This is a genomic window from Klebsiella sp. 10982 (assembly GCF_048589245.1).
Classification (GTDB): domain Bacteria; phylum Pseudomonadota; class Gammaproteobacteria; order Enterobacterales; family Enterobacteriaceae; genus Klebsiella; species Klebsiella quasivariicola.
On sequence record NZ_JBMAXV010000034.1, the window covers coordinates 26,548 to 41,352 of the forward strand.

The window sequence follows — 14,805 nt, forward strand, 5'->3', positions numbered from 1 at the left end:
TTTATTTACTGCCTGAAACAACCCTTAGTGATGGTCGTTGCCACGCAGGTAAATGACCCAGTATGTCAACCCGACCAGCAGACCCCCGCCGATAATGTTCCCGATGGTTACCGGAATCAGGTTATCAGTGATGAAGTTCATAACGGTCAGGTGAGAGAAACTTTCCGGAGTTGAACCGACTGCGGTCCAGAATTCCGGGCTCGCAAAATCGCGGATTACGATACCCATCGGGATCATAAACATGTTGGCGATGCTGTGCTCAAAGCCGCTGGCAACAAACATCGCTACCGGCAGGACCATGATCATCGCTTTATCCATCAGGCTACGACCGGAATAGCTCATCCATACGGCGAGACAAACCATCAGGTTAGCGAGGATACCGAGGCACACTGCCTCCACAAAAGTATGGTGCATTTTGTGGTCAGCGGTTTGCAGGACGTTTAGCCCCCAACCGCCGTTGGCAGTCATATATTCGCCGGATAACCACATCAGCAGCACAAACAACAGCGCGCCTACCAGGTTACCAAAATAGACGTTGAGCCAGTTTTTTGCCAGTTGCCCCCAGGTAATTCGACCGCTGGCTTTCGCCACCACGATCAATACTGTAGAGGTAAAGAGGTCAGCGCCGCAGATAACACACAGAATCAGACCCAGGGAAAAACAGACCCCACCAATAAGCTTGGCAATCCCATAAGGCATCGCGGCAGTGCCGGTGGTCGCGGTGATATAGAATACGAAAGCGATAGAGATGAAAACGCCAGCGGTGATCGCCAGATAAAAGGTCTTCATCGGATGCTTCGTTGCTTTATAGACACCTGCTTCTTCGGCGACTTTCGCCATCGCGGCAGGGAGCAAAAGATCAAAAGGGTTGTCAGCTTTCACACTAACTCTCTCTTTATATAAGTTGGCGGTGAGATACTAACAAAGCATTATAGAAGGGAAATTGATATAGATCATATCACACCGGAACTATAAGCCTTTTTAGTGTGTGGTTTTTGCTTTTACATGCATTAACCATATGAATTATAAGTGAAAAATAAATTTTAAAATTTATAAATTATGTTGAATATTTTCATTTTTGCCCGGATTTTTGCGTTAATTATAATGGAGTATATTAATTGAATTTAACAATTGGTAAATGAAATAAAACCAATATTTACCATTAATTAACTTTGCAACTACAAATTTTAGGAGCCATTTTACCAGGATAAAACAACGGAGCCGCGAAGGGCTCCGTTTTTGGCAACACCAACGGCGTCATTGGAGCTTATTTTGCCCAGAAAGCCGCTTTTGCCCGCTGCAGTTTTTCATAAGCCTTTAGCAGCGACTGATGGGCCGGGAAGGCCTGCAGATCGCTATCGACAGCCTGAAGGCCATAGAATGGCGCTTCGCCGCTCAGCGCCGCGCTGGCGGCTTCGACCGCGTCGGCACCATACATGCGGATGAATGCGTTCAGGTATTGCAGCGGCTGACGCTCCTCTTCCTGGCTCAGCAGCAGCAGAGTTTGCAGGCAGCGATAGTAGTTGGCTCGTTCCGCACTGAAGACCGATGCGTTGAATTCCATGGTCCACTCGGTCCAGATCAGCGCCTGTTCCAGATCGCCGCCGGCCAGCGCCAGCATAGCTTTTAGCTCGCCAACGCGCAGGGTATACCAGCCGTTGTCTTTCCCGGTGGCGAGACCCAATAGTTCGCGAACGCGGATGAAATCATCCAGGCCTTCGTCATCCATTTGTTCGATGAGCGCCAGATAATCTTCTTTTTCCCACTCGCTGCCCGGCAGAGACAGAATGGTTTCGCGCAGATGAGCGCCCATGCTGTTGTTCGCCAGCCACAGATCTTCCGCCGGATAAATATCCGACATCCCCGGGACGATGATACGGCAGGCGTAAACGCCCAGGTGCTCATAGTCGGCGATGTACACTTCTTTATCTTCGGCCTTGAAGATGGCCATCAGAGTAGCGAACTCTTCTTCGGTGGTGCCGGAGAAGCTCCAGTCAACGAACGGATAGTCGGCATCCTGCTTGAACATATCCCAGGAGATCAGGCCGCTGGAGTCGATGAAGTGGGTTTCGAGGTTAGCGTGTTCGGCGACTTCTTCATCGTCGAAGGTCGGCGGCGTAAAGACGTCGAGGTCTTTCAGGCTGCGGCCCTGCAGCAGTTCTGTGACCGTACGCTCCAGCGCCACGCCGAAGTCCGGGTGGGCGCCAAAAGAGGCGAAGCAGGTGCCGTTAGCTGGGTTAAACAGCACGACGCAGATAACCGGATATTTACCACCCAGCGAGCCATCGTAGGCAAAAATTGGGAAACCTTCGGCTTCCAGTTTAGCGATCGACTCTACGACGCCTGGATAGCGCGCCATCACTTCCGCCGGGATCTCCGGCAGGCTGATGCTTTCGGCGATGATGCGGTTTTTAATGTGACGTTCAAAGACCTCAGACAGACCCTGCACTCGCGCTTCGTTACGGGTGTTTCCTGCGGACATGCCGTTGGAAACGTACAGGTTACCGACAATATTCATCGGAATATAAACCGTTTCACCGTCGGACTGGCGGGTAAAGGGCAGGCCGCACACGCCGCGCTCATCGTTCCCGGACTGCAGATCCACCAGCATGCTGGCCGTCAGTTGATCGTCTGGATCGTAGAAGGCGCGCAGGCGGGTATCCAGCAAACCTTCCGGTACTTCGTCATCTTCAGTCAGCGGGAACCACTTTTCGTTCGGGTAATGAACAAACGGGCCGTTAGCGATGGTGTCGCCTAACCAGAAGTCGGCGAAAAAATAGTTGGTGGACAGACGTTCGAAATATTCGCCCAGCGCGGAGGCCAGGGCTGCCTTTTTGGTGGCGCCTTTACCGTTGGTAAAGCACAGCGCGCACGCTTTATCGCGAATGTGAACGGACCACACGTGCGGCACCGGGTTCAGCCACGAGGCCTCTTCGATATCAAATCCGAGGTCGAGCAATTTTTGCTGGAAGCGAGCGATGGAATCTTCCAGGGCGGCATCTTTGCCGGGAATAAACGTTTGGGTCATGGCGATCACTTTTGTCGTACGGAAAGCGCGCAATGATACGGCTTTTATCTGACAGGTGCTATCTCCATCATCTGGCTATGCTTAGAGGCATCTTATGACCCACAGGGAGATGATTGATGAAAGCCTTTGACTGGCAGCGGATGGCGCTCGATAAAGTGCCGGTGGAATTCCTGGCCGAGGTGGCGTTACGCAGCCTCTACACCTTCGTTCTGGTTTTTATATTCCTCAAAATTACCGGACGACGCGGGGTGCGGCAGATGTCGCTGTTTGAGGTGCTGATTATTCTGACCCTCGGCTCGGCGGCGGGTGACGTGGCGTTTTATGATGATGTACCGTTGCTGCCAGTGCTGGTGGTTTTTATCACGCTGGCGCTGCTGTATCGCGGCATTATGTGGTTGATGGGGCACAGCGAAAAGCTGGAGGATCTGCTGGAAGGTAAACCTATCGTGGTGGTGGAGGAGGGGCAACTGGCCTGGGAGAAGCTGCATGCGGAAAACGTGACCGAATTTGAGTTTTTTATGGAGCTGCGGGTCAACAGCGTCGAGCAACTTGGCCAGGTGCGGCTGGCGATCCTTGAAACCAACGGACAGATCAGCGTCTTTTATTATCCCGATGAAGAGGTGAGAGCCGGGTTATCGATCCTTCCTGCGCACTGCACCACCCGCTACACGACCATTCCGCAAGAGGGGATCTATGCCTGCGTGCGCTGCAGCATGGTGATGGCGATGCAGGCGGGTGAAAAGCGAATATGTGCACGCTGTGCAAATGCAGAATGGTCGAAGGCCAGCCGAGCGAAACGGCTCACCTGACAGCAAATATGTCGGTTTTATTACGTCAAGCCGATAGATTCTGTTGTGTGACGGCGGCCGCGTTTTGCTGTCGGCGAGTTTTAGCCATTGCGGACCGTGTCACTGAATGATAAAACCGATAGCCACAGGAATAACTTATGCCCGCGGCGGTTCGCGGGCAAAACAACATAGCAACGTGGTGAGGGGAAATGGCTCAGGTCTATAACTTCAGTTCGGGCCCGGCAATGCTGCCGGCGGAAGTACTCAAACTGGCTCAGCAGGAACTGTGCGACTGGCACGGTCTGGGTACGTCGGTCATGGAGATCAGTCACCGTGGTAAGGAGTTTATCCAGGTGGCAGAAGAGGCAGAACAGGATTTTCGCGCTCTGCTGAACATCCCTTCCAACTATAAAGTGTTGTTCTGCCACGGCGGTGGCCGCGGCCAGTTCTCCGGGATCCCGCTGAACATCCTCGGTGATAAAAACGTCGCGGACTATGTGGACGCCGGCTACTGGGCGGCCAGTGCGGTTAAAGAGGCGAAGAAATACTGTTCACCAAACGTTATCGACGCGAAAATCACCGTCGACGGCAAGCGCGCTGTGACGCCGATGAGCGAATGGCAACTGACCCCGGGGGCAGCCTATCTGCATTACTGCCCGAACGAAACCATTGACGGTATCGCGATTGATGAGACGCCGAATTTCGGCGACGACGTCATCGTAACCGCCGATTTCTCCTCCACCATTCTGTCCCGCGAAATTGACGTTAACCGTTTCGGCGTTATCTACGCCGGCGCACAGAAGAATATCGGCCCGGCGGGGCTGACGCTGGTCATCGTGCGTGAAGATCTGCTGGGCAAAGCCAGTGTGGCCTGCCCGTCAATTCTTGACTACACCGTGTTAAGCGAGAACGACTCGATGTTTAACACGCCGCCGACGTTCGCCTGGTATCTGGCTGGTCTGGTCTTTAAGTGGCTGAAACAGCAGGGCGGCGTTGCCGCGATGGATAAAATCAACCAGCAGAAAGCCGAACTGCTGTATGGCGTTATCGATAACAGCGGCTTCTACCGTAACGATGTGGCGCAGGCCAACCGCTCACGCATGAACGTGCCGTTCCAGCTGGCGGACAGCGCGCTGGACAAACTGTTCCTCGAAGAGTCGTTTGCAGCCGGGCTGCACGCGCTGAAGGGCCACCGCGTGGTGGGCGGCATGCGTGCCTCCATCTACAACGCCATGCCGCTGGACGGCGTGAAGGCGTTAACCGACTTTATGCTGGACTTCGAACGACGCCACGGTTAATCGCCTGTTTATTTCTTCCTCCCCGCGGCCTGTCTGCGGGGTTTTTATTCTGTTTGTTTGAGAGTGAAGTTTGATGGAATCCCTGACGTTACAACCCATCGCACGCGTAGAGGGCACCGTGAACCTGCCAGGTTCGAAAAGCGTCTCCAACCGCGCGCTGCTGCTGGCTGCTCTGGCCCGCGGCACGACGGTGCTGACCAACCTGCTGGACAGCGACGATGTGCGCCATATGCTGAATGCCCTGAGTGCGCTGGGGGTTCAATACACCCTGTCTGCCGACCGCACCCGTTGCGAAGTGACCGGCAACGGCGGCCCGCTGCGCGCTGCTGCGGCGCTGGAACTATTCCTCGGCAACGCCGGTACCGCGATGCGCCCGCTGGCGGCGGCCCTGTGCCTTGGCAGCAACGATATTGTGCTGACCGGCGAACCGCGGATGAAAGAGCGCCCGATCGGTCATCTGGTGGACGCCTTGCGTCAGGGCGGCGCTCAGATCGACTATCTTGAGCAGGAAAATTATCCACCGCTGCGCCTGCGCGGCGGTTTTCAGGGCGGGAACGTCGAGGTTGACGGCAGCGTCTCCAGCCAGTTCCTGACCGCGCTGCTGATGACCGCGCCGCTGGCGCCGCAGGATACTCTCATCGCCATTAAGGGCGATCTGGTATCGAAACCCTACATCGATATTACGCTGCATCTGATGAAAACCTTTGGCGTTGAGGTGGACAATCAGTCTTATCAGCGCTTTGTGGTACGCGGCAATCAACAATATCAGTCGCCGGGAGATTACCTGGTGGAAGGTGATGCCTCATCGGCCTCGTATTTCCTCGCCGCTGGCGCTATTAAGGGCGGTACGGTGAAAGTTACCGGTATTGGCCGCAACAGCGTACAGGGCGATATCCGTTTCGCCGACGTACTGGAAAAAATGGGCGCCACTGTCACCTGGGGCGACGATTTCATCGCCTGTACCCACGGCGAGCTCAAGGCTGTCGATATGGATATGAACCATATCCCGGACGCTGCGATGACCATCGCCACCGCCGCGCTGTTCGCGCAAGGGACCACTACCCTGCGCAATATCTACAACTGGCGGGTCAAGGAGACGGACCGTCTGTTCGCCATGGCGACCGAACTGCGTAAAGTAGGCGCCGAGGTGGAAGAGGGCGAAGATTATATTCGCATCACCCCGCCAGCGGCGCTGAAATATGCGGAAATTGGCACCTATAACGACCACCGGATGGCGATGTGCTTCTCGCTGGTGGCACTGTCTGATACACCGGTGACCATCCTTGATCCTAAATGTACGGCCAAAACGTTCCCTGACTATTTTGAGCAGCTGGCGCGGATCAGTACCCTCGCCTGAGTAAAACTTTGTCATCCCGCGGGCTGATGTCCTGTCAGCCCGCTATAATTGCGCAAAACTTCTGCTTTTCATTTCCTGTAGTCCGTAATTTACAAGCAATGCTCACTTTCCGGCGTATTGATGCGTATAATGCGCGGCGTTTATATTCCATGCGCCTTGCTGAAGGAGAAAAAGATGACGGCGAATATTCCGGTAATCACCATTGATGGGCCTGGCGGTGCGGGTAAAGGTACGTTGTGCAAGGCAATGGCGGAGGCGCTGGGCTGGCATCTGTTAGATTCAGGCGCGATCTATCGCGTTCTGGCGCTGGCGGCGCTGCATCATCATGTTGATGTGGAGTCCGAAGAGGCGCTGGTGCCTCTGGCTGCCCATCTTGATGTGCGCTTTATTTCTACTGACGGTACCCTGGAAGTGGTGCTGGAAGGGGAAGATGTCAGTAGCGAAATTCGCACTCAGGAGGTCGCCAATACCGCCTCGAAAGTGGCCGCTTTCCCGCGCGTTCGCGAAGCGCTGCTGCGCCGCCAGCGCGCCTTCCGCGAACTGCCGGGACTCATCGCCGACGGTCGCGATATGGGAACGGTGGTTTTCCCGGACGCGCCGGTGAAAATTTTCCTTGATGCCTCGGCCGATGAGCGGGCGCATCGCCGCATGCGGCAGTTGCAGGAAAAGGGCTTTGATGTTAACTTTGAACGTCTTTTGTCCGAGATAAAAGAGCGTGACGATCGCGACCGAAATCGCGCCGTGGCGCCGCTTGTCCCGGCTGCCGATGCATTAGTTCTCGATTCAACCGAACTAAACATTGAGCAAGTGATTGAAAAAGCGCTACAATATGCGCGCGAAAAATTGGCTGTTGCGTAAGCCTTAACCGGTAACGCGCCAAAGCCTCCGAATTATAGCAGTACCCCGCGGCAATGGATGGTCAGCGGGTATGTGAAACAACCCCATCCGGCACGGAGCCAGGTGGACGTTAATATTAACCTGAAGATTAAACATGACTGAATCTTTTGCTCAACTGTTTGAAGAATCCTTAAAAGAAATCGAAACCCGCCCGGGTTCCATCGTTCGTGGTGTTGTTGTTGCTATCGACAAAGACGTAGTACTGGTTGACGCCGGTCTGAAATCTGAGTCCGCCATTCCGGCTGAGCAGTTCAAAAACGCCCAGGGCGAGCTGGAAATCCAGGTTGGTGACGAAGTTGACGTTGCTCTGGATGCAGTAGAAGACGGCTTCGGTGAAACTCTGCTGTCCCGTGAGAAAGCTAAACGTCACGAAGCTTGGATCACGCTGGAAAAAGCTTACGAAGACGCTGAAACTGTTACCGGTGTTATCAACGGCAAAGTTAAAGGTGGCTTCACTGTTGAGCTGAACGGTATTCGTGCGTTCCTGCCGGGTTCCCTGGTAGACGTTCGTCCGGTGCGCGACACGCTGCACCTGGAAGGCAAAGAGCTTGAGTTTAAAGTCATCAAGCTGGACCAGAAGCGTAACAACGTTGTTGTTTCTCGTCGTGCCGTTATCGAATCCGAAAACAGCGCAGAGCGCGATCAGCTGCTGGAAAACCTGCAGGAAGGCATGGAAGTCAAAGGTATCGTTAAGAACCTCACTGACTACGGTGCATTCGTTGATCTGGGCGGCGTTGACGGCCTGCTGCACATCACCGATATGGCCTGGAAACGCGTTAAGCATCCGAGCGAAATCGTAAACGTTGGCGACGAAATCACTGTTAAAGTGCTGAAGTTCGACCGCGAGCGTACCCGTGTATCCCTGGGCCTGAAACAGCTGGGCGAAGATCCGTGGGTAGCTATCGCTAAACGTTATCCGGAAGGTACCAAACTGACCGGTCGCGTGACCAACCTGACCGACTACGGCTGCTTCGTTGAAATCGAAGAAGGCGTTGAAGGCCTGGTGCACGTTTCCGAAATGGATTGGACCAACAAAAACATCCACCCGTCCAAAGTTGTTAACGTTGGCGATGTAGTGGAAGTTATGGTTCTGGATATCGACGAAGAGCGTCGTCGTATCTCCCTGGGTCTGAAGCAGTGCAAATCTAACCCATGGCAGCAGTTCGCGGAAACCCACAACAAGGGCGACCGTGTTGAAGGTAAAATCAAGTCTATCACTGACTTCGGTATCTTCATCGGCCTGGACGGCGGCATCGACGGCCTGGTTCACCTGTCTGACATCTCCTGGAACGTTGCAGGCGAAGAAGCAGTTCGTGAATACAAAAAAGGCGACGAAATCGCAGCAGTTGTTCTGCAGGTTGACGCAGAGCGTGAGCGTATCTCCCTGGGCGTTAAACAGCTGGCGGAAGATCCGTTCAACAACTACGTTGCTCTGAACAAGAAAGGCGCTATCGTTGTTGGTAAAGTGACTGCAGTTGACGCTAAAGGCGCAACCGTAGAACTGGCTGACGGCGTAGAAGGTTACCTGCGTGCTTCTGAAGCATCCCGTGACCGCGTTGAAGACGCAACTCTGGTTCTGAGCGTTGGCGACGAAGTTGAAGCGAAATTCACCGGCGTGGATCGTAAGAACCGCGTAGTGAGCCTGTCTGTACGTGCGAAAGACGAAGCGGAAGAAAAAGACGCTATCGCTACCGTGAACAAGCAGGAAGACGCGAACTTCTCCAACAACGCCATGGCTGAAGCGTTCAAAGCAGCGAAAGGCGAGTAATCTCTGTCATTCAGGTAATAACAACCTGAATAGTGACGAGTTTACTTGACAGATTGCAGGATTCGTCCTGTAATCAAGCACAAAGGGCGGCTACGGCCGCCCTTGTTTAAGCTGTTAGCTAATTTTTGCCTTGAAGGAAACCGGAGGAATAATGACCAAGTCAGAATTGATTGAAAGACTTGCCAGCCAGCAATCTCACATTCCGGCGAAAGCGGTGGAAGATGCTGTTAAAGAAATGCTGGAACATATGGCCTCAACGCTTGCTCAAGGTGAGCGCATTGAAATCCGCGGTTTCGGCAGCTTCTCTCTGCACTATCGAGCACCTCGCACCGGACGTAACCCGAAAACTGGTGATAAAGTCGAACTGGAAGGTAAGTACGTTCCGCACTTTAAGCCCGGGAAAGAATTACGTGACCGCGCCAATATTTATGAAGGATAAGTTGCACAACGTGCAACCTGTCTGACGATAAAAAGCACCTTCGGGTGCTTTTTTTGTGCCCATCATTTGCGTCCAGCTTCGCAAAAAGAGCGAGCCGGAGTGCAACCGATACGATTGTCTGGAAAGCGCTACGCACACCTGGATTTTCTGGCAGGACGCCAGCGTTGCCTTGCGTCACACTGCCCGCTCACAGGGAGGTGTTTATGCGTTTTCCATGGCTTGCCGGATGCGCCATCATTGCGATGCTGCCGCTCCTCTGGCTACCCACGTTGCCGGGCCCGGGCATCCTGGCGGGGGCGGGTGTCCTGGCGCTGCTGCTGATCCGCTGGTGTAGGCCGGCTATCCCCTGGGTGACGATGACGCTCCTGCTGATGATCTGGGGAGTATTGAGCGCGTATCAGGCCCTGTGGCCCACGCAGCACCTCACCGGTGCCACCCGGCAGGCGGAAGTGATCCTCAGCGAGACGGATGGCCAGACCCTGCATCGAGGCCAGATTGTGCGCCTGGCGGGTCGCTATCTGTTTCCTCCGGTTGGTGTGACGCTGTACGGAGATCTCACCCCCGGCTCAGCCTGCGCGGGACAACACTGGCTGATGACGCTGCGCCTGCGCCCAGTGCACGGCCAGCTCAATGAAGGGGGCTTCGACAGCCAGCGCTATGCGCTGGCCCAGCACCGGCCGCTGAGCGGAGGGATCGTCGCCGCTTCCGCGCTGGATACCCGCTGCAGTCTGCGCGCCCGCTATCTGGCGTCGCTGACCCGGCGTCTGGAGCCTTATCCCTGGCGTGCGGTGATATTGGGATTAGGGATGGGGGAGCGGCTGGCCCTGCCGACGGAGATAAAAGCCCTGATGCAAAATACGGGCACCTCCCATCTTATGGCCATCTCAGGTCTGCATATCGCCCTGGCAGCATCTCTTATCGTGCTGCTGCTGCGCGGTATGCAGGCTCTTTTCCCGGGCAGCTGGATCGGCTGGCGAATGCCGCTGCTGGCCGGGCTGCTCGGCGCCATCGGCTACGCCTGGTTGACCGGTATGCAGCCGCCGGCACTGCGAACCTGCGTAGGGCTTGCGGTCTGCTGCGCTTTGCGTTTGTCGGGCCAGCGCTGGACGGCGTGGCAGGTGTGGCTCTGTTGTCTGGGAGCGATACTCATTGCCGACCCGCTGGCGGTCCTGTCGCAAAGCCTGTGGCTGTCCGCTTTTGCCGTGGCGGGGCTGATCTTCTGGTTCCAGTGGCTACCGCTTCCTGCCGGGCGCTGGCCGTGGAAGGCCTTAATGGCTCTTGTTCATTTGCAGGCTGGCGTGACGCTGCTGCTGATGCCGTTGCAGCTGTTGCTATTCCACGGCATAAGCCTGACGTCCATGGCGGCTAATTTACTGGCGGTACCGTTAGTCACCCTGCTGGCGGTGCCGCTTATTCTGACCGCGATGCTGGTGCATCTCACGGGGCCGGAGATAGTGGAGTCGCTACTCTGGCTGGCGGCCGATCGCGTGCTGGCGGTATTGTTCTGGGGATTAAGACGTTTACCGGACGGCTGGTTGACGCTTGATGCTCGCTGGCTGTGGATCAGTAGCCTGCCGTGGCTGTTGGTGATGGGCTGGCGTTTTCAGAGCTGGCGGCATTCACCGGCGCTGTGTCTCAGCGTGCTGTTTTTGCTGATGTGGCCATTCGGCCGACAACCACCTGCGGACGAATGGCGGGTGACGATGTTGGATGTCGGGCAGGGGTTGGCGATGGTGATTGAGCGTCACGGTAAGGCGCTGTTGTATGATACCGGGCCAGCATGGCCGCAGGGTGACAGCGGTCAACAGGTGATTATCCCATGGCTGCGCTGGCACCATCTACAGCTGCAGGGCATTGTGCTGAGCCATGAGCATCTTGATCATCGCGGCGGCCTTAATTCAGTGCTACAGGCATGGCCGCAGGCGTGGGTGCGCAGCCCTTTAGGCTGGGCGCGGCATCTGCCGTGTCATCGCGGCGAGCGCTGGCAGTGGCAGGGGCTTACTTTCCAGGCGCTTTGGCCGCTGCCAGGCAGCACGGCCAAGGGGAATAATCACTCGTGTGTGGTGCGGATCGATGATGGTCGCTCCAGCATCCTGCTCACCGGCGATATTGAACGTCAGGCGGAGCAGGCGATGATCAGCCGCTACTGGCAGCATCTGACATCTACACTTATTCAGGTTCCCCACCACGGCAGTAATACCTCCTCCAGCGCGCTGTTGGTCCGCCGGGTGGATGGCGCGGCCGCGCTGGCCTCTGCTTCGCGCTACAATGCGTGGCGGATGCCCTCGTATAAGGTCGTTCAGCGCTATCGCCAGCGGGGGTATCGCTGGTTCGCTACGGCGCAGCTGGGGCAGATAACGGTGGTTTTTTCCACAGAAGGGTGGCAAATCCACAGCTTACGGGATCAAGTTTTACCGCGTTGGTATCATCAGTGGTTTGGCGCGCCCGCCGATAACGGGTAGAATATGCGGCTATTTCAACACAAGCTGGTTTATTGAATGCAGAACGATAAAGATCTCTCCACGTGGCAGACCTTCCGCCGACTTTGGCCGATTATCGCACCGTTTAAAGCCGGGCTAATCGTAGCGGCGGTGGCGTTAGTGCTTAACGCGGGCAGTGACACCTTCATGTTATCGCTTCTTAAACCGTTATTGGATGATGGTTTTGGTAAAACGGATCGCTCAGTGCTGCTATGGATGCCGCTGGTGGTTATCGGACTGATGGTGCTGCGTGGGATCACCAGCTACATCTCGAGCTATTGTATCTCCTGGGTTTCCGGCAAAGTTGTGATGACCATGCGTCGTCGCCTGTTCGGCCACATGATGGGCATGCCGGTGGCCTTCTTTGACAAGCAGTCTACCGGAACGCTGCTGTCACGTATCACCTATGATTCTGAGCAGGTCGCCTCCTCCTCTTCCAGCGCGCTGATCACCGTGGTCCGTGAAGGGGCATCGATTATCGGCCTGTTTGTGATGATGTTCTATTATAGCTGGCAGCTGTCGCTGATCCTGATCGTGCTGGCGCCGATTGTGTCAGTGGCGATCCGCGTGGTCTCCAAGCGCTTTCGCAATATCAGTAAAAATATGCAGAACACGATGGGGCAGGTCACCACCAGCGCCGAGCAGATGCTGAAAGGACACAAAGAAGTGCTGATGTTTGGCGGCCAGGAAGTAGAAACCAAACGGTTTGATAAGGTCAGCAACAAGATGCGTCTGCAGGGCATGAAAATGGTTTCTGCCTCTTCCATCTCTGATCCAATCATTCAGCTTATCGCCTCACTGGCGCTGGCCTTTGTCCTGTATGCCGCCAGCTTCCCGAGCGTGATGGACACCCTGACCGCCGGGACCATTACCGTGGTCTTCTCCTCGATGATTGCGCTGATGCGTCCACTGAAGTCGCTGACCAACGTCAATGCCCAGTTCCAGCGCGGGATGGCGGCGTGCCAGACGCTGTTTGCGATCCTCGATTCCGAGCAGGAAAAAGACGAAGGTACGCGGGTCATTGAGCGGGCGAAAGGCAATCTCAAGTTCGAGAACGTCACCTTTACCTATCCGGGTCGCGAAGTGGCCGCGCTGCGCAATATCAATCTCGATATCCCGGAAGGGAAAACCGTCGCCCTGGTGGGACGATCCGGGTCGGGTAAATCGACCATCGCCAGCCTGATCACACGCTTCTACGATGTCGACGACGGGCAGATCCTGCTGGATGGCCACGACCTGCGCGAGTACAAGCTGAGCTCGCTGCGCGATCAGGTGGCGCTGGTGTCACAGAACGTGCACCTGTTCAACGATACCGTCGCCAACAATATCGCCTATGCGCGAACCGAAGAGTACAGCCGCGAGCAGATAGAAGAGGCCGCGCGGATGGCCTACGCCATGGACTTCATCAATAAGATGGACAATGGTCTGGATACCATCATCGGCGAAAATGGCGTGATGCTGTCCGGCGGTCAGCGCCAGCGTATTGCTATCGCCCGTGCGCTGCTGCGCAACAGCCCGATCCTGATCCTTGATGAAGCCACCTCGGCGCTGGATACCGAGTCCGAGCGTGCCATTCAGGCGGCGCTGGATGAGCTGCAGAAAAACCGTACCTCGCTGGTTATCGCCCACCGTCTGTCGACCATTGAGCAGGCCGACGAAATCGTGGTGGTTGAAGACGGGCGGATCGTAGAGCGCGGAACGCACCACGACCTGCTGGAGCATAAAGGCGTGTACGCTCAGCTGCATAAGATGCAATTCGGCGAATGATCGCACGTATCTGGTCCGGGGAATCGCCGCTGTGGCGCCTGCTGCTGCCGCTCTCCTGGCTGTATGGCCTGGTGAGTGCGGTTATTCGCCTCAGCTATCAGCTGGGGTGGCAAAAAGCCTGGCGCGCGCCGGTGCCGGTGGTGGTGGTCGGTAACCTCACCGCCGGCGGTAATGGCAAAACGCCGGTGGTGATCTGGCTGGTGGAGCAGTTGCAGCAGCGCGGTATTCGCGTTGGCGTCGTGTCTCGCGGCTACGGCGGTAAAGCTGAACGCTATCCGCTGGTGTTGGACGACAGGACCAGTACGGCGCAGGCCGGTGATGAACCGGTGTTAATCCATCAGCGTACCGGCGCGCCGGTCGCTGTCGCTCCGCTGCGCAGCGACGCGGTAAAAGCATTGCTCAGCGCGCACGATCTGCAGATTATCGTGACCGACGACGGGTTGCAGCACTATAAGCTGGCGCGGGACAGAGAAATTGTCGTTATCGACGGCGTGCGCCGCTTTGGCAACGGCTGGTGGTTACCGGCCGGGCCGATGCGCGAGCGGGCGTCGCGCTTGCAAAGCGTTGATGCAGTTATCGTTAACGGTGGCGTAGCGCGTCCGGGGGAGATCCCGATGCAACTGCGTCCTGGGATGGCGGTTAACCTGCTTACCGGCGAACGTCGCGATGTCTCGACTTTCACGAACGTAGTGGCGATGGCCGGCATCGGCCATCCGCCGCGCTTTTTCGCCACCCTTGAAAACTGTGGCGTCCAGCCGGTTAAAACCGTAGCCCTGGCGGACCATCAGGCGCTGAGTCAGGCCGACGTCGCCGCTCTGGTAACCGCCGATCAGACGCTGCTGATGACCGAGAAAGACGCGGTGAAATGTCGCGATTTCGCCGCCGCGAACTGGTGGTATTTACCGGTCGACGCCATAATGGCCGATGAACGCGCACAGCGGTTGCTCGCGGACTTAGCGACGTTGGCGCAACGTTAACCGAGG

Annotated in this window: 11 protein-coding genes; 9 read left to right on the forward strand and 2 right to left on the reverse strand. The window is 56.1% G+C overall.

Translation table 11 applies throughout. The annotated features are described in order from the left end of the window. Nucleotides 1-24 precede the first annotated feature (24 nt). Nucleotides 25-882 (reverse strand): formate transporter FocA, encoded by an 858-nt coding sequence (gene focA, locus ACKLKD_RS21195; protein ID WP_025712965.1) that lies wholly within the window; start codon nucleotides 880-882, stop codon nucleotides 25-27. A gap of 385 nt (nucleotides 883-1,267) precedes the next feature. Continuing rightward, nucleotides 1,268-3,028 (reverse strand): 30S ribosomal protein S12 methylthiotransferase accessory factor YcaO, encoded by a 1,761-nt coding sequence (gene ycaO, locus ACKLKD_RS21200; RefSeq protein WP_087805792.1) that lies wholly within the window; start codon nucleotides 3,026-3,028, stop codon nucleotides 1,268-1,270. A 116-nt stretch (nucleotides 3,029-3,144) separates the two neighbouring features. Between ycaO and ACKLKD_RS21205 the strand changes: the two genes are divergently transcribed. The 9 genes from ACKLKD_RS21205 (at nucleotide 3,145) to lpxK (ending at nucleotide 14,799) form a co-directional block, all read left to right on the forward strand. Further along, on the forward strand, nucleotides 3,145-3,837 hold the full coding sequence (locus ACKLKD_RS21205) for a DUF421 domain-containing protein (protein WP_080897561.1): 693 nt from the start codon (nucleotides 3,145-3,147) through the stop codon (nucleotides 3,835-3,837). Nucleotides 3,838-4,025: 188 nt separating this feature from the next. Next, nucleotides 4,026-5,114, forward strand: a complete 1,089-nt coding sequence (gene serC / locus ACKLKD_RS21210; RefSeq protein WP_025712962.1) for a 3-phosphoserine/phosphohydroxythreonine transaminase — start codon at nucleotides 4,026-4,028, stop codon at nucleotides 5,112-5,114. A 73-nt stretch (nucleotides 5,115-5,187) separates the two neighbouring features. Further along, entirely contained in the window at nucleotides 5,188-6,471 is a 1,284-nt protein-coding gene (aroA, locus tag ACKLKD_RS21215) for a 3-phosphoshikimate 1-carboxyvinyltransferase (RefSeq protein WP_087805786.1), read from the forward strand. Nucleotides 6,472-6,645: 174 nt separating this feature from the next. After that, nucleotides 6,646-7,329 carry a (d)CMP kinase gene (gene cmk / locus ACKLKD_RS21220; RefSeq protein ID WP_080924437.1) on the forward strand — a complete coding sequence of 228 codons (684 nt, stop codon included), beginning with the start codon at nucleotides 6,646-6,648 and terminating at the stop codon, nucleotides 7,327-7,329. A gap of 133 nt (nucleotides 7,330-7,462) precedes the next feature. Further along, on the forward strand, nucleotides 7,463-9,136 hold the full coding sequence (rpsA, locus tag ACKLKD_RS21225) for a 30S ribosomal protein S1 (protein ID WP_002898162.1): 1,674 nt from the start codon (nucleotides 7,463-7,465) through the stop codon (nucleotides 9,134-9,136). Nucleotides 9,137-9,287: 151 nt separating this feature from the next. Next, nucleotides 9,288-9,575 (forward strand): integration host factor subunit beta, encoded by a 288-nt coding sequence (gene ihfB, locus ACKLKD_RS21230; RefSeq protein ID WP_002898165.1) that lies wholly within the window; start codon nucleotides 9,288-9,290, stop codon nucleotides 9,573-9,575. A 203-nt stretch (nucleotides 9,576-9,778) separates the two neighbouring features. Next, nucleotides 9,779-12,037, forward strand: coding sequence for a ComEC family protein (locus ACKLKD_RS21235; RefSeq protein ID WP_087805788.1), 2,259 nt, complete (start codon nucleotides 9,779-9,781; stop codon nucleotides 12,035-12,037). 36 nt (nucleotides 12,038-12,073) lie between these two features. After that, nucleotides 12,074-13,822: a lipid A ABC transporter ATP-binding protein/permease MsbA gene (msbA, locus tag ACKLKD_RS21240; RefSeq protein ID WP_004201387.1), complete on the forward strand. Its 1,749-nt coding sequence runs from the start codon at nucleotides 12,074-12,076 to the stop codon at nucleotides 13,820-13,822. Beyond that, nucleotides 13,819-14,799, forward strand: a complete 981-nt coding sequence (gene lpxK, locus ACKLKD_RS21245) for a tetraacyldisaccharide 4'-kinase (RefSeq protein ID WP_025712958.1) — start codon at nucleotides 13,819-13,821, stop codon at nucleotides 14,797-14,799. The genes msbA and lpxK overlap by 4 nt, the downstream gene beginning before the upstream one ends. Nucleotides 14,800-14,805 lie beyond the last annotated feature (6 nt).